Annotated in this window: 19 protein-coding genes; 3 read left to right on the top strand and 16 right to left on the bottom strand. The window is 59.8% G+C overall.

Annotated elements, in window-relative coordinates:
* Nucleotides 1–5 precede the first annotated feature (5 nt).
* The 8 genes from rpsC to rpsJ are packed head-to-tail and all read right to left on the bottom strand — an operon-like array spanning nucleotide 6 to nucleotide 4,104.
* Entirely contained in the window at nucleotides 6–719 is a 714-nt protein-coding gene (rpsC, locus tag BN1137_RS14705) for a 30S ribosomal protein S3 (protein ID WP_033130008.1), read from the bottom strand.
* Nucleotides 720–722: 3 nt separating this feature from the next.
* Nucleotides 723–1,067 (bottom strand): 50S ribosomal protein L22, encoded by a 345-nt coding sequence (rplV, locus tag BN1137_RS14700; protein ID WP_005890899.1) that lies wholly within the window; start codon nucleotides 1,065–1,067, stop codon nucleotides 723–725.
* A 10-nt stretch (nucleotides 1,068–1,077) separates the two neighbouring features.
* On the bottom strand, nucleotides 1,078–1,356 hold the full coding sequence (gene rpsS / locus BN1137_RS14695; RefSeq protein ID WP_005307960.1) for a 30S ribosomal protein S19: 279 nt from the start codon (nucleotides 1,354–1,356) through the stop codon (nucleotides 1,078–1,080).
* Between the two features lie 22 nt (nucleotides 1,357–1,378).
* Nucleotides 1,379–2,200: a 50S ribosomal protein L2 gene (gene rplB, locus BN1137_RS14690; protein WP_042652873.1), complete on the bottom strand. Its 822-nt coding sequence runs from the start codon at nucleotides 2,198–2,200 to the stop codon at nucleotides 1,379–1,381.
* A 15-nt stretch (nucleotides 2,201–2,215) separates the two neighbouring features.
* Nucleotides 2,216–2,518 (bottom strand): 50S ribosomal protein L23, encoded by a 303-nt coding sequence (gene rplW / locus BN1137_RS14685; protein WP_005319747.1) that lies wholly within the window; start codon nucleotides 2,516–2,518, stop codon nucleotides 2,216–2,218.
* Nucleotides 2,515–3,120 carry a 50S ribosomal protein L4 gene (gene rplD / locus BN1137_RS14680; RefSeq protein ID WP_025325386.1) on the bottom strand — a complete coding sequence of 202 codons (606 nt, stop codon included), beginning with the start codon at nucleotides 3,118–3,120 and terminating at the stop codon, nucleotides 2,515–2,517. Before rplD ends, rplW begins: the two co-directional genes overlap by 4 nt.
* Before the next feature lie 17 nt (nucleotides 3,121–3,137).
* Nucleotides 3,138–3,770 (bottom strand): 50S ribosomal protein L3, encoded by a 633-nt coding sequence (gene rplC / locus BN1137_RS14675; protein WP_050719326.1) that lies wholly within the window; start codon nucleotides 3,768–3,770, stop codon nucleotides 3,138–3,140.
* A 22-nt stretch (nucleotides 3,771–3,792) separates the two neighbouring features.
* The gene (rpsJ, locus tag BN1137_RS14670; RefSeq protein WP_005307944.1) at nucleotides 3,793–4,104 is read right to left on the bottom strand and encodes a 30S ribosomal protein S10; all 312 of its coding nucleotides are present in this window, start codon (nucleotides 4,102–4,104) and stop codon (nucleotides 3,793–3,795) included.
* Nucleotides 4,105–4,459: 355 nt separating this feature from the next.
* Here rpsJ and BN1137_RS14665 point away from each other — a divergent pair, with 355 nt between their 5' ends.
* A complete protein-coding gene (locus BN1137_RS14665; protein WP_050719325.1) occupies nucleotides 4,460–5,374 on the top strand; it encodes a DMT family transporter in 915 nt (304 codons plus the stop codon).
* Between the two features lie 37 nt (nucleotides 5,375–5,411).
* Here the strand turns inward: BN1137_RS14665 and envZ are convergent, their stop codons facing one another.
* A complete protein-coding gene (gene envZ / locus BN1137_RS14660; RefSeq protein ID WP_050719324.1) occupies nucleotides 5,412–6,722 on the bottom strand; it encodes a two-component system sensor histidine kinase EnvZ in 1,311 nt (436 codons plus the stop codon).
* Nucleotides 6,719–7,438, bottom strand: a complete 720-nt coding sequence (ompR, locus tag BN1137_RS14655; RefSeq protein WP_050719323.1) for an osmolarity response regulator transcription factor OmpR — start codon at nucleotides 7,436–7,438, stop codon at nucleotides 6,719–6,721. The genes envZ and ompR overlap by 4 nt, the downstream gene beginning before the upstream one ends.
* A 224-nt stretch (nucleotides 7,439–7,662) precedes the next feature.
* Between ompR and greB the strand changes: the two genes are divergently transcribed.
* Nucleotides 7,663–8,136: a transcription elongation factor GreB gene (gene greB, locus BN1137_RS14650; protein ID WP_050719322.1), complete on the top strand. Its 474-nt coding sequence runs from the start codon at nucleotides 7,663–7,665 to the stop codon at nucleotides 8,134–8,136.
* Between the two features lie 192 nt (nucleotides 8,137–8,328).
* On the top strand, nucleotides 8,329–10,656 hold the full coding sequence (locus tag BN1137_RS14645) for a Tex family protein (protein WP_050719321.1): 2,328 nt from the start codon (nucleotides 8,329–8,331) through the stop codon (nucleotides 10,654–10,656).
* Nucleotides 10,657–10,861: 205 nt separating this feature from the next.
* Here BN1137_RS14645 and BN1137_RS14640 read toward each other — a convergent pair whose 3' ends face one another.
* The 6 genes from BN1137_RS14640 to yqhD form a co-directional block, all read right to left on the bottom strand.
* Nucleotides 10,862–12,190 (bottom strand): CoA-disulfide reductase, encoded by a 1,329-nt coding sequence (locus tag BN1137_RS14640; protein WP_050719320.1) that lies wholly within the window; start codon nucleotides 12,188–12,190, stop codon nucleotides 10,862–10,864.
* Nucleotides 12,191–12,272: 82 nt separating this feature from the next.
* Nucleotides 12,273–13,673, bottom strand: coding sequence for an L-cystine transporter (locus BN1137_RS14635; protein WP_050719319.1), 1,401 nt, complete (start codon nucleotides 13,671–13,673; stop codon nucleotides 12,273–12,275).
* Nucleotides 13,674–13,834: 161 nt separating this feature from the next.
* Nucleotides 13,835–15,127 carry an L-cysteine desulfidase family protein gene (locus tag BN1137_RS14630; protein ID WP_050719318.1) on the bottom strand — a complete coding sequence of 431 codons (1,293 nt, stop codon included), beginning with the start codon at nucleotides 15,125–15,127 and terminating at the stop codon, nucleotides 13,835–13,837.
* Between the two features lie 372 nt (nucleotides 15,128–15,499).
* Nucleotides 15,500–16,984, bottom strand: a complete 1,485-nt coding sequence (gene pntB, locus BN1137_RS14625) for a Re/Si-specific NAD(P)(+) transhydrogenase subunit beta (RefSeq protein ID WP_050719317.1) — start codon at nucleotides 16,982–16,984, stop codon at nucleotides 15,500–15,502.
* A gap of 11 nt (nucleotides 16,985–16,995) precedes the next feature.
* A complete protein-coding gene (locus tag BN1137_RS14620) occupies nucleotides 16,996–18,522 on the bottom strand; it encodes a Re/Si-specific NAD(P)(+) transhydrogenase subunit alpha (protein WP_050719316.1) in 1,527 nt (508 codons plus the stop codon).
* Nucleotides 18,523–19,028: 506 nt separating this feature from the next.
* Entirely contained in the window at nucleotides 19,029–20,192 is a 1,164-nt protein-coding gene (gene yqhD, locus BN1137_RS14615; protein ID WP_050719315.1) for an alcohol dehydrogenase, read from the bottom strand.
* Nucleotides 20,193–20,303: the final 111 nt, after the last annotated feature.

Raw genomic sequence — 20,303 nt, 5'->3', positions numbered from 1 at the left:
TCTCCTTACTTAGCAGCGCGGCGCTTGTTGTCACGCTTGGGCTTTGCAGGAGCTTGCTCTTGAGCAGCGGCAGCATTGACTGCAGCCAGACCGCCCAGAACTTCGCCCTTGAAGATCCAAACTTTGACGCCGATCACACCGTAAGTGGTGTGGGCTTCAGAAGTTGCGTAGTCGATGTCGGCACGCAGGGTGTGCAAAGGCACACGACCTTCACGGTACCATTCGGTACGCGCGATTTCAGCGCCGCCCAGACGACCGGACACTTCCACTTTGATGCCCTTGGCACCCAGGCGCATGGCGTTCTGTACGGCGCGCTTCATAGCACGACGGAACATTACGCGACGTTCCAGCTGGGAAGTGATGCTGTCGGCAACAAGTTTGCCATCCAGCTCCGGCTTGCGGACTTCGGAAATGTTGATCTGAGCAGGCACGCCAGCAATTACGGCGACGGCTTTGCGCAGTTTCTCAACGTCTTCGCCTTTCTTACCGATCACAACACCCGGACGAGCGGTGTGAATGGTCACACGGATGCTCTTGGCCGGACGCTCGATGGTGATCTTGGACAAGGAAGCGTTTTTCAGCTCCTTGGTCAGGAACTGGCGTACTTGAAAATCGCTGTACAGGTTGTCAGCGAAGTCTTTGGTGTTCGCGAACCAGGTAGAATTCCAAGGCTTGGTAATACCCAGGCGAATGCCATTAGGATGTACTTTCTGACCCATTGCTTATCTCCCAGCCTTAGCGTCGGATACCACTACAGTGATGTGAGCGGTACGCTTGAGGATACGATCCGCGCGACCTTTGGCACGCGGGCGGATGCGCTTCATGGAGGGACCTTCGTCGACCATGATAGTAGCAACACGCAGGGCGTCGATGTCGGCGCCTTCGTTGTGCTCAGCGTTTGCAATGGCAGATTCCAGCACTTTCTTCACCAGAACAGCAGCCTTTTTCGGGCTGAAGGTCAGGAGAGTCAGAGCCTTGTCTACGGACAGACCACGTACTTGATCGGCTACCAGACGAGCTTTCTGGGCAGAAGTACGGGCATAACGGTGTTTAGCGATAGCTTCCATCATTTATCCCTTAGCGCTTCTTAGCCTTCTTATCAGCAGCATGGCCGCGATAAGTACGAGTCGGTGCGAATTCACCCAGTTTGTGACCGATCATTTCTTCGGTAACGAAAACCGGAACGTGCTGACGACCATTATGGACAGCGATGGTCAAACCGATCATGTTCGGGATGATCATTGAACGACGGGACCAGGTCTTAACCGGCTTTTTATCCCCGCTTTCCACCGCTTTCTCTACCTTCTTCAGCAAGTGCAGGTCAATAAAAGGACCCTTCTTGAGAGAACGTGGCATGGTGATTCCTCTATGTTAACAATTACTTGTTACGACGACGTACGATGTACTTGTCGGTACGCTTGTTCTTACGGGTCTTGAAGCCTTTAGCCTTCTGGCCCCATGGGGACACAGGCTGCATGCCCTTGTTACGACCCTCACCACCACCGTGCGGGTGATCAACCGGGTTCATCGCCATACCGCGAACGGTCGGACGAATACCACGCCAGCGGTTTGCACCGGCTTTACCCAGTTGACGCAGCATGTGCTCGGAGTTACCGACTTCACCGATGGTAGCGCGGCACTCGGCCAGAACTTTACGTACTTCGCCGGAACGCAGACGCAGAGTTACATAGTTACCATCACGCGCCAGGATCTGGATGAAAGTACCAGCAGAACGAGCCAGCTGGGCACCTTTACCAGGTTTCATCTCTACGGCGTGAACGGTAGAACCGACCGGGATGTTGCGCATCGGCAGGGTGTTACCCACCTTGATTGCAGCATCAACACCAGAAGCGATAGCGTCACCAGCTTTCAGGCCTTTCGGCGCCAGGATGTAACGACGCTCACCGTCTGCATACAACACCAGAGCGATGTTAGCGGTACGGTTAGGATCGTATTCCAGGCGTTCTACTTTAGCCGGGATACCGTCTTTGTCGCGCTTGAAGTCGACGATACGGTAATGTTGCTTGTGACCACCACCGATATGACGGGTAGTGATACGGCCGTTGTTGTTACGACCACCGGACTTGCTTTTGCTGTCCAGCAGAGCGGCGAAGGGCTTACCCTTGTACAGCTCTTGATTGACGATCTTAACGACGTGGCGGCGGCCCGGAGAAGTAGGCTTGCACTTAACGATTGCCATTTTTCAGAACTCCTCTTACTCGGCTGCGCCCATGAAGTCGATGTCCTGACCAGCTTTCAGGGTCACATAAGCCTTTTTCCAATCGGAACGACGGCCTACACGCGCACCTGAGCGCTTGGTTTTACCCTTCATGTTCAGGGTACGGACGGTCTCAACTTCGACCTCGAACAGTTTCGCAACTGCAGCTTTGACTTCCGCCTTGGTGGCATCAACAGCAATCTTGAACACGATAGTGTTCTGCTTTTCTGCGACCATGGTGCTCTTTTCAGAGATATGCGGAGCCTTCAGAACTTTCAACAAACGCTCTTCGCGGATCATGCCAGCATCTCCTCGATTTGCTTAACTGCGTCAGCAGTCATCAGAATCTTGTCGAAAGCGATCAGGCTGACCGGGTCGATACCGGCAACATCACGCACGTCAACTTTGTACAGATTGCGAGCAGCCAGGAACAGGTTCTCATCGACTTCAGCAGTCACGATCAGAACGTCAGTCAGTTCCATCTCTTTCAGCTTGGCGATCAGTTCTTTGGTCTTCGGCGCTTCGATGCCGAATTTCTCAACAACGATCAGGCGCTCTTGACGTACCAGCTCGGACAGGATGCTACGGATAGCGCCGCGGTACATCTTCTTGTTAACTTTTTGGCTGTGATCTTGCGGCTTAGCAGCAAAAGTCACACCACCGGAACGCCAAATGGGCGAACGGATGGAGCCAGCACGGGCACGACCAGTACCCTTCTGACGCCACGGCTTTTTGCCGCCACCAGACACTTCAGAGCGAGTCAGCTGCGCACGAGTACCCTGACGGGCACCAGCGGCATATGCAACGACGACCTGGTGAACCAGAGCTTCGTTGAATTCGCGCCCGAAGGTAGTCTCGGAAACTTCAAGAGCGCTCTTGGCGTCTTTCATTACCAATTCCATTACTATCTCCTCAGACGTTACGCTTTGACGGCAGGTTTGACGATCACGTTGCCGTTGGTTGCACCCGGTACTGCACCTTTGATGAGCAGCAGGTTACGTTCAGCGTCAACACGAACCAGTTCCAGGTTCTGAGTCGTTACACGCTCAGCACCCATGTGACCAGCCATCTTTTTGCCCTTGAATACACGACCCGGAGTCTGGTTCTGACCGATAGAACCCGGAGCGCGGTGAGACAAGGAGTTACCGTGGGTCATATCCTGGGTGCGGAAGTTCCAGCGCTTAACAGTACCGGCAAAACCTTTACCCTTGGATGTGCCGGTAACGTCTACCAGCTTAACGTCAGCAAGAAGATCTACTTTCAGCTCGCTACCAACAGTGAAAGTTTCACCGTTGTTCAAGCGGAATTCCCACAGACCGCGACCGGCTTCTACACCAGCGTTGGCGAAGTGGCCAGCTTCCGGCTTAGTTACACGGCTGGCTTTTTTGGCGCCAGTGGTAACTTGAATAGCGTTGTAGCCGTCGGTTTCTACAGATTTGACCTGAGTTACACGGTTAGCTTCAACTTCGATAACAGTCACCGGGATAGAAACGCCATCTTCAGTGAAGATGCGAGTCATACCCACTTTGCGACCTACAAGACCGATTGTCATTGTTATCAACCTCTTTCCGTAATTAACCCAGGCTGATCTGGACGTCTACACCGGCTGCCAGATCCAGACGCATCAGGGCGTCTACGGTCTTGTCAGTCGGCTCAACGATGTCTACCAGACGCTTGTGAGTGCGGATCTCGTACTGATCACGCGCATCTTTGTTGACGTGCGGGGAGATCAGGACGGTGAAGCGCTCTTTGCGAGTCGGCAGCGGGATAGGACCGCGAACCTGCGCGCCAGTGCGCTTTGCAGTTTCAACGATTTCCGCTGTGGATTGATCGATCAGGCGATGATCAAAAGCCTTCAGGCGAATACGGATTCTTTGGTTCTGCATTGACAGAGCTCCAATAGATAAAAGAACATAAACCAACACCGCCCGACCGAGAATTATCCCGCCAGAGGTGTGGTTTTTCACGTTTCCTCCCATATCGGGAGGACTGTATGGCTGGCGACACGTAAACGAGAAGCTCAGCAAGCAGACATATCGTCTGGCTTACCTCATGGGTAAGCGGAGGGGATTATACGGGTTTTTTCAATTCGCGCAAGCGTGGGCGGACAGATTGTGCGCAATATCGTGTGGCAGATGGATCTCGCCGGCGGCAGGTAAACGGCTCAATGTAAAGCGGTGACGACAATGTTGCAGGCAGACTGCTAGACTGCGCCCTCCCCCTGTCAGTGGAACGACCTCGATGCTCAAAGATCAAAAGAAAGCCTATCAATATGGGCTCTGCGCCGTCGCCCTCTGGTCAACGGTGGCCACCGCCTTCAAGATCTCCCTCACCTACTTCGAGCCGGTACAACTGTTGCTCGTGGCCGCCTTGACCTCGACCCTGACGTTGACGGCCATCGTCGCCAAACAGGGCAAGCTGCCGCTGCTGCTGAACTATATCAAGGCGCGTCCCTTCTACTATCTGGCGCTGGGGCTATTGAATCCCTTCCTCTATTACCTGTTGCTGTTCAAGGCCTACGATCTGCTGCCCGCCCAGCAGGCACAGACCCTCAACTACACCTGGGCCATCACCCTCAGCCTGCTGGCGGTGCCCTTCCTAGGCCAGAAGTTGCGTCGCCGCGACGGAGTTGCCATCGTGCTGGGCTACTTCGGCGCTTTGGTCATCGCTACCAAGGGGGATGTGTTCGGCCTGCAGTTCGACAGCCCGCTCGGGGTAGCGCTGGCGCTGGTATCTACCTTCATCTGGGCCGGCTACTGGATCCTCAATACCCGCAATCAGGGGGATCCCGTGGTCAGCCTGCTGCTCGGCTTTATCATCAGCCTGCCTTTCATTGTGGTGGCGACCTGGCTGCTCGCTGATTTTGCCATGACCGCCTGGCAAGGCTGGGCCGGTGCCATCTATGTGGGACTGTTCGAGATGGGCTTTGGCTTCGTACTCTGGCTGATGGCCTTGCGCCACGCCACCAACACGGCTCCCATCAGCAACCTTATCTTCATCTCCCCGTTCGCCTCCCTGGTGCTGCTCAACCTGCTGATCGGTGAAACCATACACCCGGCCACCCCCATCGGGCTGGCACTGATAGTGGCGGCCCTGCTCATCCAGCAGCTCAAATACGGCAAGCGTTACCGCAAGAAAGCTGAACCCGAGGCCTGATAAAGCAGAAGGGCGCATCCATCGATGCGCCCTTCTCTCAATCTATCCACTCCAGCGGCTGATGCTTGGGAAGCCGGATCTCCACCAGCAAGCCCCCCAGTTCAGCGTCCCCCAACCGGATGGTGCCGTGATGCTGGGACACTATCTTGGCGACGATGGCCAGACCCAGCCCGCTACCACCGCCGGTGCGCGCCACATTGCCCTGAGTAAAGGGCTTGAGCACCCGCGAGTGATCCTGCGCCGGAATACCGGGGCCATTGTCCGACAGCCGCAGCCGTACCCAGTGGCCGTCATCTTTCAACTCCGCCTGTAGCCGCGTCGCGCCATAGCGCAACGAGTTACCCGACAGGTTGTTGAGAATACGGCGGATGCTGATGGGGTTGCAGGCCACTCGCACCGCCTGCTCCGGCAGAATGAGTTCCACTTCCAGACCCTGATCGGTCTGCATCAGCAAGGCATCGTGGATCAGCTGGGTCAGATCGATCTGCTGGGTATCGAGCCCCTCGTCTGGGCGGATGTAGTCGATGAACTGATCGATGATGCCGTTGGATTCATCGATGTCCGCGTTGATGCTCTCCTTAAGGTACTCGTCGCCGGATGACATCATCTCGGTCGCCAGCCGGATGCGGGTCAGCGGGGTGCGCAGGTCGTGAGAGACCCCGGCCATCATCATGTTGCGCTCCTCGATCAATCGCTTGATGGAGCTCGACATGTGATTGAAGGTGCGGGTCAGCCGGCGCACCTCCCGCGACCCCTGCTCCCCCAGCGCATCGGGGAAGTTGCCACGCGCCACCGCCACGGCCCCCGCCTCCAGGTCTTCCAGCGGGCGCACCAGCTGACGGGCGAAACGCCAGGCGGCAAACAGCGTCACCACCAGCAACACGCTCATGTAGAGGATCAGCGGCTCGATGTCATCGTCCTCGATCTCGGTCAACGGGATCCGCACCCACATCTGATTGGCCTGAGGTGGCTGGATCCAGATGATGTAGTGATCCTGGATTTCGACCCTGACCTTGGTCTGACCCTTCAGCTCGTGGCTGATGCTCTCTTCCAGATAGGTATAAGGCTTGGACTCGTTGAGGCCATGTTGTTCCGCTTCACTCTGGGTATAGATATCGCTGCCGGTCGCCACATAGACCAGCGCCTCGGCGTCTTCACTGAGTGCCAGCTGCTTGCTGTCGATGGGGAAGATCAGTTTGACCTGATTGGCCAGCAGGTGGCTTATCTGCTTGACGGTCGGTGACAGCAGATAGTTGTAGAAGGTGGCGTAGGAGACAAATTGATAGACCACCAGCACGGCGGCCAAAAACCAGAGCATGCGGGAGAACATGCTGCTCACTTTCTTCATGCGCCATCACCGTCCGGCACGAACACATAGCCCAGACCCCAGACGGTCTGCAGGTAACGGGGCTGCGCCGGATCCTGCTCCAGCAGGCGGCGCAGGCGGGAGACCTGCACGTCGATGCTGCGCTCGGTCGCGGTGTACTCGCGGCCCCTTGCCAGGTTCATCAGCTTGTCGCGGGAGAGCGGCTCACGGGGATGGCTCACCAGCACCTTGAGCACCGCAAACTCACCGCTGGTCAGGGCGACGGGGTCGCCATCGCGGCTCAGCTCGCGGGTCGCCAGGTTGAGTTGATAGGTGCCAAAACTCACCATCTTCTCGGCCGCGGAGGGGGCGCCGGGCAGCTCGACGGTGTGGCGACGCAGCACGGCGCGGATCCGGGCCAGCAGCTCACGGGGATTGAACGGTTTGGGCAGATAGTCGTCGGCTCCCATCTCGAGCCCGACGATGCGATCCACTTCATCTCCCTTGGCGGTGAGCATCAACACCGGGATCTGGTTACCCGCCTCACGCAGGCGGCGGCAGATGGAGAGCCCGTCTTCCCCCGGCAGCATCAGATCCAGCACCATCAGGCTGAAGTTCTCGCGCGTCAGCAGGCGATCGGCCTGCTCCCCGTTGGCCACGCCCCTCACCATGAACCCCTGCTCGGTGAGGTAACGCTCCAGCAGGGAACGTAATTTCAAGTCGTCGTCGACCACCAGAACCTTATATTGCTGACTCATTGCCACCTCTCCTCTCTATTGCCTCAATACTAGGGCGGCTCCCGGCAACGGCAAAGCATAAATATGTTACCGGTTATTACCCCCAACCCGGCAGAACTGGGGACGACTCCACCCTGGGCGGACAATCCATCGGCACCTTTTTGCTCGACAGCTAGACGGCAATGGCTAAGATCCCGTGCAATAGAACGCAACCCGCCATGCTGGCGCAAGGGACTGATTAGCGTATGAAAACCAAACTCATCACCCGTGAAGGCTACAATCTGCTGCGACAAGAGCACGATATGCTGTGGCGGGAAGAGCGGCCCGAGGTTACCAAGAAGGTCGCCTGGGCGGCCAGCCTCGGGGATCGCAGCGAGAATGCCGACTACCAGTACAACAAGAAACGGCTGCGGGAGATCGACCGCCGAGTGCGTTACCTGCGCAAATGCTTGGAGGAGCTGACCATAGTCGATTACGCCCCCTCCCAGGAGGGCAAGGTGTTCTTCGGCGCCTGGGTCGAGGTGGAAAGCGAGGAGGGAGAGACCAAGCGCTTTCGCATCGTCGGCTACGACGAGATCTTCGGCCGCAAGGATTACATCTCCATCGACTCCCCCATGGCCCGCGCCCTGCTCAAGAAAGAGGTCGGCGACGAGGCCATAGTGCGTACGCCAGTGGGTGACGCCTGCTGGTATGTCAACGAGATAAGCTACCCCAAATAATCCTGCCGAGAAGGCTCGCCTAGCCAGCCCCCAGACAGCGCAGTCCGTCGCCCCTTGCCCTGGCTGGGCTGGCATCCCCTGCCCCGACCCCATATAGTGCTCACACTTGGCGCGTCAGCGCAGACCCGACCCCAGGCGTTCCCGATGCACACCACAGGGTGAGCGGAATGGACCCGATCGCAGAGAGCCCCGATGAACAGCATAGAGAGACAGATCGCCACCGAGCTCAACGCTCGCCCGGAACAAGTAGAGGCGGCCGTGCGCCTGCTGGATGAAGGCTCGACCGTGCCCTTCATCGCTCGCTACCGCAAGGAAGTGACCGGCGGCCTGGATGACAGCCAGTTGCGTACCCTGGAGAGCCGACTCGGCTACCTGCGCGAGTTGTCGGATCGCCGCCAGGTGATCCTGCGCTCCATCGAGGAGCAGGGCAAACTCACCCCGGAGTTGGCGCGCGATCTGAACGAAGCCGACAGCAAGACCCGGCTGGAAGATCTCTACCTGCCCTATAAACCCAAGCGCCGCACCAAGGGGCAGATGGCCATCGAGGCCGGGCTCGAGCCGCTGGCCAATCTGCTGCTGACCGATCCCATGCGGGATCCCGAGCAGGAGGCCGCCACCTTCCTCAATGCAGAGCAGGGTATCGCCGATACCAAGGCCGCCCTCGACGGCGCCCGCTACATCCTGATGGAGCGCTTCGCCGAGCAGGCGGATCTGCTGGAGAAGCTGCGTGACTACCTGTGGCACAACGCCACCCTGCGCGCCCGGGTGGTGGCGGGCAAGGAGCAGGAAGGGGCCAAGTTCAAGGACTACTTCGAACATGACGAGCCCCTGCACAAGGCACCCTCCCACCGGGTGCTGGCCATGCTGCGCGGCCGCAACGAAGGGATACTCAACCTGGCGCTGGTCACCGGCGACGATGACAGCGTCAGCCCCTGCGAGGGCATCATCACTCATCACCTCAGACTCAACCTGCAGAGCCGCCCGGCAGACAAATGGTTGCAGGGCGTGGTGAGCTGGACCTGGAAGATCAAACTCTCCCTGCAGATGGAAACTGAGCTTATCGGCCGCGTCCGTGAGAGTGCAGAAGAAGAGGCGATCAAGGTGTTTGCCATGAACCTGCAGGATCTGCTGATGGCGGCGCCGGCCGGCATGCGCTGCACCATGGGGCTGGATCCCGGCATCCGCACCGGGGTCAAGGTCGCCGTAGTCGATGCCACCGGCAAGCTGGTCGATCATGCCACCATCTACCCGTTCGAACCCAAGAAGCAGGTCGATCAGAGCCTGCGCACCCTGAACGAGCTGTGCCAGAAGCACAAGGTCGAACTCATCAGCATCGGCAACGGCACCGCCTCCCGGGAAACTGACCGACTGGTCAGCGATCTGTTCGAGCGCTACCCCGCCGCCAAGGCGCAGAAAATCGTGGTAAGCGAGGCCGGTGCCTCGGTCTACTCCGCCTCCGAGCTCGCCTCTCAGGAGTTCCCGGATCTCGACGTCTCCATCCGTGGTGCCGTCTCCATCGCCCGCCGGCTGCAGGATCCCCTGGCCGAGTTGGTCAAGATCGATCCTAAGAGCATAGGGGTCGGCCAATATCAGCACGACGTGGGCCAGAGCCAGCTGGCGCGCCGACTGGACGCAGTGGTCGAAGATTGCGTGAACGCGGTCGGGGTGGATGTGAACACCGCCTCGGTCGCCCTGCTGAACCGGGTCTCCGGCCTCTCCCAGACCATGGCCCAGAACATCGTCGCCTATAGAGACGACAACGGCGCCTTCCGTAATCGCCAGCAACTGCTGAAAGTGAGCCGGCTCGGTCCCAAGGCTTTCGAGCAGTGCGCCGGCTTCCTGCGCATCCGCGGTGGCAGCAACCCGCTGGACGGCTCGGCGGTGCACCCGGAATCCTACCCCGTGGTGGAGCGGATCTTGGCGCAGCTCCAGCAGCAGGTAGAAAACCTGCTCGGCAACAGCAGCCTGCTACGCGGTCTGAAGCCCGCCGACTACACGGATGAGCGCTTCGGGGTGCCCACCGTCACCGACATCATCGGCGAGCTGGACAAACCGGGCCGCGATCCGCGCCCTGAGTTCAAGACCGCGACCTTCAAGGACGGGGTGGAGAAGATCAGCGATCTGGTGCCCGAGATGGTGCTGGAAGGGGTGGTCACCAACGTCACCAACTTCGGCGCCTTCGTCGACATTGGCGTGCATCAGGATGGGCTGGTGCATATCAGCTCCCTCACCGATCGCTTCATCAAGGATCCCCGCGAAGTGGTCAAGGCAGGTGACATCGTCAGGGTCAAGGTGCTGGAGGTGGATGCCCCGCGCAAGCGCATCAGCCTCACCATGCGCCTCGATGAAAAAGCCGGCGAGCAGCGCGGGCCGGGACGCAAACCGGCAGAGCAGCGTCAATCATCGGCGGGCAACTCCAAGCCAAAGAGTGCGGCTGGCAACAAGCCAACCCCAGCTGCCCCCCTGGGAGGCGCCATGGGCAACGCCTTCGCCGCCGCCCTCTCCAAGAACAAGAAGTAGATCGTTCAAAAAACAACAAAGCCCCGCGAGGGGCTTTTTTATGCTGTCCTAACTTGGTATTGGAGGGCGAACCTTGAAGCCGTCATCACATTGAGGGCCTCCGTCATTGATTTCCACCCCATGTCACAATATGTCGTCCCACATAAGCATATTTCCGGTGCGAGAAAGAGACGGCGCAGAGACCTGTGCCGCCGTCACTACATGGCTATTTGGCCACATTGCCCGCCACGTTGAGCACGTCCCAGGTGCGGGAGAAGGGTGGCGCGTAGGCGAAGTCCAGCATGCCGAGCTGCTCAGTGGTCACCCCCATGGTGATAGCGACCGCCAGTGCATCGATGCGGTGCACCGCCCCCTTGCGTCCCAGGATCTGGCCACCCAGCAGCCGCTTGCTGGTCGCCTCATACACCAGCTTGACGTGGATGTCGGACTGACCGGAGCAGTAGTTGGTGTGGCACTTGTCCTTGATTACGACGGTGCGATAGTCGATGCCCATTTGTTGGGCCTCTTTCTCTGAAAGCCCGGTGCGACCAGCCTCCAGCCCCAGTACCTTGAGCGCCGCCGAGCCCAGGGTGCCCGGGAATTCCAGTTCGGCCCCGGCCAGGTTTTCCCCCACCATGCGCCCCAGCTTGTTGGCGATGGTGGCAAGCGGCACATAGACCTGCTGCTGTTTCACGCTGTGCCAGACGCTGGCGCAATCCCCCGCCGACCAGACGTTCGGCAGCGAGCTGCGGCCCTGCCGGTCTACTTCGATGGCGCCGTTGACCAGTCGCTTGATGCCGGTCTCGGCCAGGAACTCGGTATTGGGTCTGACCCCGGTGCAAACCACGACGATATCGGCCTCGTACACGCCCTGGTTGGTGCGCACACCAGTCACACCCCCTTCCCCCAGCAAGGCCTCGACTCGCTCGCCCAGATGCAGCGAGACGCCCTGTTCGCGCAGTTCGGTCTCGAGGTGCTGGGTTATCTCGCTATCGAAGGCATCGGGGATGACCCGCTCTGCCAGCTCGATGAGGCGCACCTCTTTACCCTGATGGACCAGCGCTTCCACCACTTCCAGCCCGATAAAACCGGAGCCGATGACCACCGCCTTTTGCTTGCGGCCATCCCGTACCGCGGCCTTGAGTGCCAGTCCGTCAGCCATGCGGCGCAGGCCGAACACCCCTTGCTGCTGCAAGCCGGGAATCGGCGGCATCGCTTCACGGGCACCGGTGGCGATCATCAGCCGATCGTAATGATCGCTGAAGCTGTCGCCATTGTGCTCGACGGTGATGGTCTGACTGTTGGGATCCAGCGCGCTCACGCGGTGACCGGTCTTGACCTCGATCCCCTTGGCGGCGAACTGTTCGACACTGAACTCGGCCATGAAGCCCGGATCCTGGAAGTCGTCGCCGACAAAATAGGGCAGGCCGCAGGCACCGAAGGAGATCACCTCGGAGGCCTCATACACCACAATCTCGGCATCCTTTGCCAGGCGGCGGGCCTTGGCGGCCGCACTCATGCCGGCGGCTTCGCCACCGATGATCACAATACGCATTGTTTGACTCCTGCTACGACAGGGGAGGCATCGCCTCCCCTTGATGATTCGATGACTCGGGGAACGAGTCCCGCGAAACAGCTCAGACCACGGACTCTTCACCGTCCAGACTGACCTCGGCATCGCTGTTGAATACCACCATGTCGGTCTGTCCCATCAACCGGCTGGTGACGGTGCCGGCGGTGATGGAGCCGGAGACGTTGAGGGCGGTGCGGCCCATGTCGATGAGCGGCTCAATGGAGATGAGCAGACCCGCCAGTGCCACCGGGAAGTCCAGCGCGGAGAGCACGATCAGTGCCGCGAAGGTGGCGCCGCCACCCACACCGGCCACCCCGAACGAGCTCACGGTGATGATGGCGATCAGCGTCATGATGAAGCCGGGATCCAGCGGATTGACCCCAACGGTCGGCGCTATCATCACCGCCAGCATGGCCGGATAGATACCGGCGCAGCCGTTCTGGCCTATGGTGGCACCGAAGGAGGCTGCGAAGTTGGCGATGCCTTCCGGGATGCCAAGGACCCGGGTCTGGGTCTGCACGTTCATCGGGATCGAGCCCGCGCTGGTGCGCGAGGTGAAGGCGAAAGCCAGCACCGGCATGATCTTCTTCAGGAAGCGCAGCGGGTTGATACCCACCAGGCTCACCAGCAGCAGGTGCACGCCGAACATGAGGGCGATGGCGCCGTAGGAAGCCAGTACGAAGTTCAGCAGGTTGAGGATATCCGCATAGTTGGAGCCGGAGACCACCTTGGCCATCAACGCCAGCACGCCATAGGGAGTGAGGCGCAGCACCAAGGTCACCATCCGCATTACTATGACGTGGGCGACCTGCATGAAGCGGTCGAAGCTGGCGAAGATCTCCGGCTTCTTGCGGGCGATGCCAGTGGCCGACACCCCGATGAAGATGGAGAAGATCACCACGGCGATGGTAGAGGTCTTGCGCGCGCCCGTCATGTCGAGGAAGGGATTGGCCGGAATGAACTCCAGCACCATCTTGGCAAAGGACATGCTCTCGACGCTGCCGAGGCTGGTCTGCAAGGCCGCACCACGGGCGGTCTCGGCGGCGCCGGCGGTGAGCCCCTCGGCGGTCAGGCCGAACAGGTTGGACATCAGGATACCCGCCCCGGCGGCCAGCATGGTGGTGAAGATCAGTACGCCTATGGTCATGGCGCTGATCTGGCCGAGTGCGCTGCCGCCACTCAGCTTGAGGATGGCGCCGATGATGGAGACCATGATCAGCGGGGTGATGATCATCTGCAGCAGCTTCACATAGCCACTGCCGACGATGTCCAGGTAGTCATTGGTCTGCACCAGTACGTCCGAGCCGACCCCGTACAACAGCTGCAGCGCGCCGCCGAACAGAATGCCCAGCCCCAGCCCGGAGAAGACCCGGCGGGTGAAGCTGACGTGGGTCTGTTGCAACCGATAGAGAAACAGCAACAACATGGCCAGGATGGCCAGATTACCGATAACGCTGAGAGTCATGATATTCCCCAAAAATAAACGGGCGAGGCCCGAGATGGATGGACGAACGCAGCCTGCGCCCTCGCCCTGAAACTGGCCGCATCGTGGCGGCCCGTCCCCCGGTATGCCGGGGTGACGTCAGTTGCTGTAAACACAGAGGGTGGCCTGCGCCACCCTCTTCATCAGCTCGCCTTGCCTTGTTGCTTGGCCCGCATGATGTTGATGATCTCGATGTCGGTATCCAGCATCCCCTGCTTGGAGAGGCGGCCCAGGTTGGCGATGGTCTGGTCCACATCATCGGAGACGATGCCCTCGCTCTGGGGCACATGCAGGTTGTTGATCGCCATCAGCGACGACTTGACTGCCGCCGAGGTGGAGGTCGACACCTTCATGGAGCAGGCACTGCCCGCACCGTCGCAGATGATACCGGAAACGTCGCCAATCATGTTGTTGATGCAGTGGCTGATCTGCTCGAACTGGCCGCCCAGCAGCCAGGTGATGGCGGCGCCCGAGCCCATGGCGGCGGTGCTGGCGGCGCACAGGGCCGACAGCTTGTTCTGGTACATCTTGATGTAGATGGCGACCAGATGGCTCATCACTAGCGCCCGGGTCAGCTGCTCTTCATTCGCCTTGAGGAAACGAGCCGCGGCCACCACCGGCATGGTGGCGGCGATGCCCTGGTTGCCCGAGCCGGAGTTGGACATGGCCGGCAGCATGGCGCCATCCATGCGCGCGTCCGACGCGGCAGAGGACAGGCGCATGGCCAGCGTCATCAGATCGTCCGACAGCAGCTTGCGCTCCACCTGCTCGGTCAGGATCTTGCCGATGCGCAGGCCGTAGCCCTGCAGCCCTTCGTCCGCCAATGCCTGGTTCATGCTGGCGGCCTCGCGGATGAAATCGATCTTGGCCAGCGGCACCTCAAGGGCGAACGACACTATGTCGCGCAGGGTCATGTTGGGCTTGTCGGATTTGGCAGGCTGGATCTGCACACCGGGAGCGCTGGCCTGCTCCATCAGCACCTCGCCATCCTTCTCCAGCAGCACGATGCGGGTGTGATCGGTGCAGATCACTACCCGGGCACTGTGGCCATCCGCCTCGGCCAGTACCTCGGCATAGAGCACGTCCGGCACATCCTTCACGTCCACCTTGATGATGGGCAGCAACGCCTTGGCGGCATCCACCTGGGCCGGGGTGAGGGTTTTCAGCACCTCGAGACCGGCGTCCGGGTTGCCCCCGGTGATGCCGACGGCGGCGGCCACCGGCAGGCCAATCATGCCGGTGCCGGGCACGCCGACGCCCATGCCGTTCTTGAACAGGTTGCCGCTGACCCAGACGCTCAGGCGCTCCGGTGTCTGACCCAGCAGTTTGCGGCAGTTGGCCGCCGCCAGGGCGACCGACATCGGCTCTGTACAGCCAAGGGCCGGAACCACTTCACGCTTGAGCAGGGTTATGAAATCGGTCCATTGTGCTTTCATCTGTGGATTCTCTGGTTCGCTATGCCGCTGGGCATATATTTCATGGTCGGATCCACCATCAAGGTGAATGGGACTGGGATGCCTGACTGACAGCCGTCATCCATATAACTTTATTTGATTTTAAGGACGCCTGAATCAAATAAAATTGAGCCAGTTCGCTTTTCACCGCCATTATGCCTTCCAGTAGGGGCAACGTCACCGGATTGCGATCCTGATCACGACCGGTCGAGCGGGTCTGCCCGACCAGTAAGCCATGACAGATTGCCGCCCTCACCAAGCCGCGCCTTTGCCATCAATGGCTTGCTAGCAAACGCTGAAAAACGGGCAATAAAAAAGGAGGCCTAAGCCTCCTTTTTACATTCCCGATAACGCTTACAGCGCCTTCAGGATGGCCTCGACGCTGGCCTTGGCATCGCCAAACAGCATCTGAGTGTTCTCTTTGAAGAACAGCGGGTTCTGGACACCGGCGTAGCCGGTGTTCATGGAGCGCTTGAAGCCGATGACGTTCTGCGCCTTCCACACTTCCAGTACCGGCATGCCGGCGATGGGGCTGCCCGGATCTTCCATGGCGGCCGGGTTGACGGTGTCGTTCGCACCGATCACCAGTACCACGTCGGTGTCGTTGAAGTCGTCGTTGATCTCGTCCATTTCCAGAACTATGTCATACGGGACCTTGGCTTCCGCCAGCAGCACGTTCATGTGACCCGGCAGACGACCGGCCACCGGATGGATACCGAAGCGCACCTTGACGCCGCGATCACGCAGCTTCTGGGTGATTTCGGCCACCGGATACTGCGCCTGCGCCACCGCCATGCCGTAGCCCGGGGTGATGATGACGGAGCTGGCATTTTTCAGCATGTCAGCCACGTCTTCAGCGTTGGTCTCGCGGTATTCGCCCATCTCCTGGTCAGCCGTGGAGGCCACACCGTCGGAGCCAAAGCCACCGGCGATCACCGAGATGAAGGAGCGGTTCATCGCCTTGCACATGATGTAAGACAGGATCGCACCGGAGGAACCCACCAGGGCACCGACCACGATCAGCAGGTCGTTGGAGAGCATGAAGCCCGCCGCCGCCGCCGCCCAACCGGAGTAGGAGTTCAGCATGGAGACCACGACCGGCATGTCGGCGCCACCGATGGAGGCAACCAGATGCCAGCCGAACGCGAAGGCGATCAGGGTCATCAGCAACAGTGCGAAGGTGGAACCACCAGCGTTGACGAAGTGGATCATCAGCGCAAGGGAGACCAGCACGGCCAGCAGGTTCAGCTTGTGGCGATGGGGCAGTTGCAGCGGCTTGGACGAGATCAGGCCACGCAGTTTGCCGAACGCAACGATGGAGCCGGTGAAGGTCACCGCACCGATGAAGACGCCGAGGAACACTTCCACCAGGTGGATGTTCAGCATGGCGCCGGACAGGTGATCGACCTGAGCGACACTGGCCGCCTGCTCGAACGCCGCCCGGGCCGCGGCCAGGGTCGCATCCAGGTTGGAACCGACGGAGACCACCACTTCAGCGGGAGCGGACGGGTGCAAGTCGATGAAGCTGTTGAAGCCCACCAGCACCGCCGCCATGCCCACGAAGCTGTGCAGCACGGCCACCAGCTCGGGCATCTCGGTCATCTCGACCTTGAGCGCCAGCCGCACACCGATGGCGCCGCCGATGATCATGGCCAGGATGATCCAGTGCACACCACTGGTTTCCGGGTTGAATACGGTCGCGAGCAGCGCGATGGCCATCCCCGCGATACCGAACAGGTTGCCATGTTTAGCCGTTTCTTGCTTCGACAGTCCCGCGAGACTGAGGATGAAGAGCACGGCGGCAACGATATAGGATGCTGTTACCAGTCCTTGAGACACGTTAAACCCCCTTAATCCTTACGGAACATCTTCAGCATGCGCTGAGTGACGGTGAAGCCACCGAAGATGTTGATACTGGCAATCAGCACGGCGATAAAGGCCAACACGGTGACCAGGGTCGACCCTTGCCCAATCTGCAGCAGCGCACCGACCACGATGATACCGGAGATGGCATTGGTGACCGACATCAGCGGCGTGTGCAGAGAGTGAGACACGTTCCACACCACGTAGTAACCGACCACACAGGACAGAATGAAGACGGTGAAGTGAGACAGGAACTCGGCAGGCGCGACCGCAGCCACCCAACCGAAGGCGGCGATGCCGAGGGCACCGAACACGAACTTCTTGTTGGACGGTTTCTTCTCTTCGGCCTTCTTCGGCGCAACCTTGGCGGCCGGCTTTTGCGGCGCGGCGGAGACGGCGATAGGGGGCGGCGGGAAGGTCACGTCACCGGCCTGGATCACCGTCATGTTGCGCTGAACCACGTCCTCGAAGTCGATGGCAACCTTGCCGTCCTTCTCCTTGCACATCAGCTTCATCAGGTTGACCAGGTTGGTACCGTAGAGCTGGGAGGATTGGGCAGGCAGGCGGCCTGGCAGGTCGGTGTAACCGATCACCTTGACGCCATTAGGGGTCACGAACAGCTCGGTCGGCTTGGTGTATTCACAGTTGCCACCGGTAGCCGCCGCCAAGTCCACGATCACCGAACCCGGCTTCATGCTGTCGACCATTTCCTTGGTAATCAGCTTGGGAGCGGGACGGCCCGGGATCAGGGCGGTGGTGATGATGATGTCCACTTCCTTGGCCTGCTGGGCAAACAGCTCCATCTCGGCCTTGATGAACTCATCGGACATGACCTTGGCATAACCATCGCTGGAGGCGCCATCTTCATTGCCGAAGTCCAGCTTGAGGAATTCACCCCCCATGGATTCGATCTGCTCGGCCACTTCCAGACGGGTGTCAAACGCTCGCACTATGGCGCCGAGGGAACCGGCGGTTCCGATGGCGGCCAAGCCAGCCACGCCGGCACCGATCACCAGTACCTTGGCAGGCGGTACCTTGCCGGCGGCGGTGATCTGACCGGTGAAGAAGCGACCAAACTGGTGAGCAGCTTCGACCACGGCGCGATAGCCACCGATGTTGGCCATGGAGGAGAGGGCATCGAGGGACTGAGCACGGGAGATCCGCGGCACCATGTCCATCGCCATCACATTGATATTGCGCTCGGACAGCTTCTTGACCAGCTCAGGGTTCTGGGCAGGCCAGATGAAGCTCACCAGAGTGGCGCCATCTTTAATCTGTGCGATCTCGGCATCGGTCGGCGCATTGACCTTGAAGATAAGGTCGGCTTGCCAGACGCTCGGTACCACGCTGGCACCGGCAGCCTCGAAGGCGGCATCATCGAAGCTGGCCAGCTGACCAGCACCGGCCTCGATGGCGACCTCGAAGCCGAGCTTTTTCAGCTGCTCAACGGTGGCCGGGGTCGCTGCGACCCGGGTCTCACCGACGAGACTCTCTCTCGGTATTCCAATCTGCATGACTATTCCCTGATGGTTAATAAACAATCATTGCCCAGTCTCTCATGTCTGAGCAGACAAGGCATGACCAAAGTACAGGTCACGGGCCCTTTGTTATGAAAATCAGCAGGCTTTACCTCAACCTCCTGTCATGGTCAGGCCCCCACTTTTCAGGCGCGAAGGTGATTAGTATCAAATTTTGGAGTTTTATTACAACCGCAGCCCAGCCGACGCCGGTACAGAATTCAGCCCATCCCGAGCTGGTATTTAAAAAAACAAACCAAATTAGCGACTTATACCAGTAAAAAGCACTGTAAAAAGTGATCCAACCAGTCAAAAAAAATGTTTTGCCGGCCCTCTATCTTAGCGTTTTTTGTTCTTACGAAATCTATTCCTGGCTCATCTCTCGCGCCGGAAAGGAAAAAAGTAACCGTTCTGTAACGAGCAGAGGGCCACGCCCCTGCCATGCGGCAGGTGCGGGCCCCCTCGATTCACTACGGCTATCGACCGGATCCGGCGGCGGACGCTTACCAGGCCGCCTCATAAATATGCTGACTCTGCACCAGATCGATGTCGCCGTGCTCGCCCAGGCTGGTCATGCCGTGCTCCGCGAGCTTGGCCACCAGGGTGTCTACCCTGGCATCGGCCAGGCCGTAGTCCCGCAGCCGGGTCTTGATGCCCATCCGCTCGAAGAAGTCGCGGGTGGCGGCGATGGCGCCGTCGATGCGCTCTTCCTCGGTGCCACTGCGCAAGTCCCACACCCGCTCGGCATATTGCAGCAGCTTGGCGTGCTTCTGGGCTCGCTTGGCCTGCAGTAGCGCCGGCAGCACTACCGCCAGGGTCTGGGCATGGTCAAGACCGTGCAGGGCGGTGATCTCGTGGCCCAGCATGTGGGTCGCCCAGTCTTGCGGCACACCGGCACCGATCAGGCCGTTCAGGGCCATGGTGGCGCTCCACATGATGTTGGCGCGCACGTCGTAGTTTTCCGGCTCCACCAGCGCCTTGGGGCCTTCCTCGGCCAGGGTCAGCAGCAGCCCTTCGGCGAAGCGATCCTGTACCTTGGCATTGACCGGGTAGGTGAGGTACTGCTCCAGGGTGTGGATGAAGGCATCCACCACCCCGTTGGCGACCTGACGGGCCGGCAAGGTGTAGGTGAGCACCGGATCCAGCACGGCAAAGCGCGGCATCACGAAGGGGGAGAAGAAGTGCTGCTTGTCACCACTGCTCTTGCGGGTGATGACGGCGCCCATGTTCATCTCGGAGCCGGTGGCCGGCAGGGTCAGCACGGCGCCGAGGGGAATGGCGGAGGCCACCTCACCGCCGACGGTCTCGAGGATGTGCCAAGGGTCCTTGGCCAGATCGTAATGGGCCGCGGCGGCGATGAACTTGGTGCCATCCAGCACGGAACCGCCACCGACGGCCAGCAGGAAGTCGACCTTCTCGGCGCGGGCCAGTTCGACGGCGCCCATCAGGGTCTCGTAGGTGGGGTTCGGCTCGATGCCGCCGAACTCGAACAGGCTCATGCCCGCCAGATCCTGTTTGATCTGGGCCAGCAGGCCGCTGCGCACCACGCTGCCGCCACCATAGGTGATCAGGATGCGGGCGTCGCTGGGAAGCTGTTCACGCAACTGGGCAACCTGGCCCTTGCCGAACAGCACCTTGGTCGGGGTGTGCAGAGTGAAATTGTGCATCGCTATTACCTTCATGATGACGGGGCGGCCTGGCCGCAAAATGTTGATTGCATTTTTCTACAGACAACCTCTACCATCAAGGCAACATTCTGCACATTACTTGCCTATTTC

Source organism: Aeromonas tecta (assembly GCF_000820185.1).
In the GTDB taxonomy this organism is placed as follows: Bacteria; Pseudomonadota; Gammaproteobacteria; order Enterobacterales; family Aeromonadaceae; genus Aeromonas; species Aeromonas tecta.
The sequence above is the reverse complement of the archived record's forward strand: the minus strand, read 5'-3'. Positions and strand labels throughout refer to the sequence as shown.

What these genes read in the sequence shown, in the direction of transcription:
- rpsC (WP_033130008.1), bottom strand. Translation starts at nt 719, where the DNA reads ATGGGTCAGAAAGTACATCCTAATGGCATTCGCCTGGGTATTACCAAG.
- rplV (WP_005890899.1), bottom strand. Translation starts at nt 1,067, where the DNA reads ATGGAAGCTATCGCTAAACACCGTTATGCCCGTACTTCTGCCCAGAAA.
- rpsS (WP_005307960.1), bottom strand. Translation starts at nt 1,356, where the DNA reads ATGCCACGTTCTCTCAAGAAGGGTCCTTTTATTGACCTGCACTTGCTG.
- rplB (WP_042652873.1), bottom strand. Translation starts at nt 2,200, where the DNA reads ATGGCAATCGTTAAGTGCAAGCCTACTTCTCCGGGCCGCCGCCACGTC.
- rplW (WP_005319747.1), bottom strand. Translation starts at nt 2,518, where the DNA reads ATGATCCGCGAAGAGCGTTTGTTGAAAGTTCTGAAGGCTCCGCATATC.
- rplD (WP_025325386.1), bottom strand. Translation starts at nt 3,120, where the DNA reads ATGGAATTGGTAATGAAAGACGCCAAGAGCGCTCTTGAAGTTTCCGAG.
- rplC (WP_050719326.1), bottom strand. Translation starts at nt 3,770, where the DNA reads ATGACAATCGGTCTTGTAGGTCGCAAAGTGGGTATGACTCGCATCTTC.
- rpsJ (WP_005307944.1), bottom strand. Translation starts at nt 4,104, where the DNA reads ATGCAGAACCAAAGAATCCGTATTCGCCTGAAGGCTTTTGATCATCGC.
- BN1137_RS14665 (WP_050719325.1), top strand. Translation starts at nt 4,460, where the DNA reads ATGCTCAAAGATCAAAAGAAAGCCTATCAATATGGGCTCTGCGCCGTC.
- envZ (WP_050719324.1), bottom strand. Translation starts at nt 6,722, where the DNA reads ATGAAGAAAGTGAGCAGCATGTTCTCCCGCATGCTCTGGTTTTTGGCC.
- ompR (WP_050719323.1), bottom strand. Translation starts at nt 7,438, where the DNA reads ATGAGTCAGCAATATAAGGTTCTGGTGGTCGACGACGACTTGAAATTA.
- greB (WP_050719322.1), top strand. Translation starts at nt 7,663, where the DNA reads ATGAAAACCAAACTCATCACCCGTGAAGGCTACAATCTGCTGCGACAA.
- BN1137_RS14645 (WP_050719321.1), top strand. Translation starts at nt 8,329, where the DNA reads ATGAACAGCATAGAGAGACAGATCGCCACCGAGCTCAACGCTCGCCCG.
- BN1137_RS14640 (WP_050719320.1), bottom strand. Translation starts at nt 12,190, where the DNA reads ATGCGTATTGTGATCATCGGTGGCGAAGCCGCCGGCATGAGTGCGGCC.
- BN1137_RS14635 (WP_050719319.1), bottom strand. Translation starts at nt 13,673, where the DNA reads ATGACTCTCAGCGTTATCGGTAATCTGGCCATCCTGGCCATGTTGTTG.
- BN1137_RS14630 (WP_050719318.1), bottom strand. Translation starts at nt 15,127, where the DNA reads ATGAAAGCACAATGGACCGATTTCATAACCCTGCTCAAGCGTGAAGTG.
- BN1137_RS14620 (WP_050719316.1), bottom strand. Translation starts at nt 18,522, where the DNA reads ATGCAGATTGGAATACCGAGAGAGAGTCTCGTCGGTGAGACCCGGGTC.
- yqhD (WP_050719315.1), bottom strand. Translation starts at nt 20,192, where the DNA reads ATGCACAATTTCACTCTGCACACCCCGACCAAGGTGCTGTTCGGCAAG.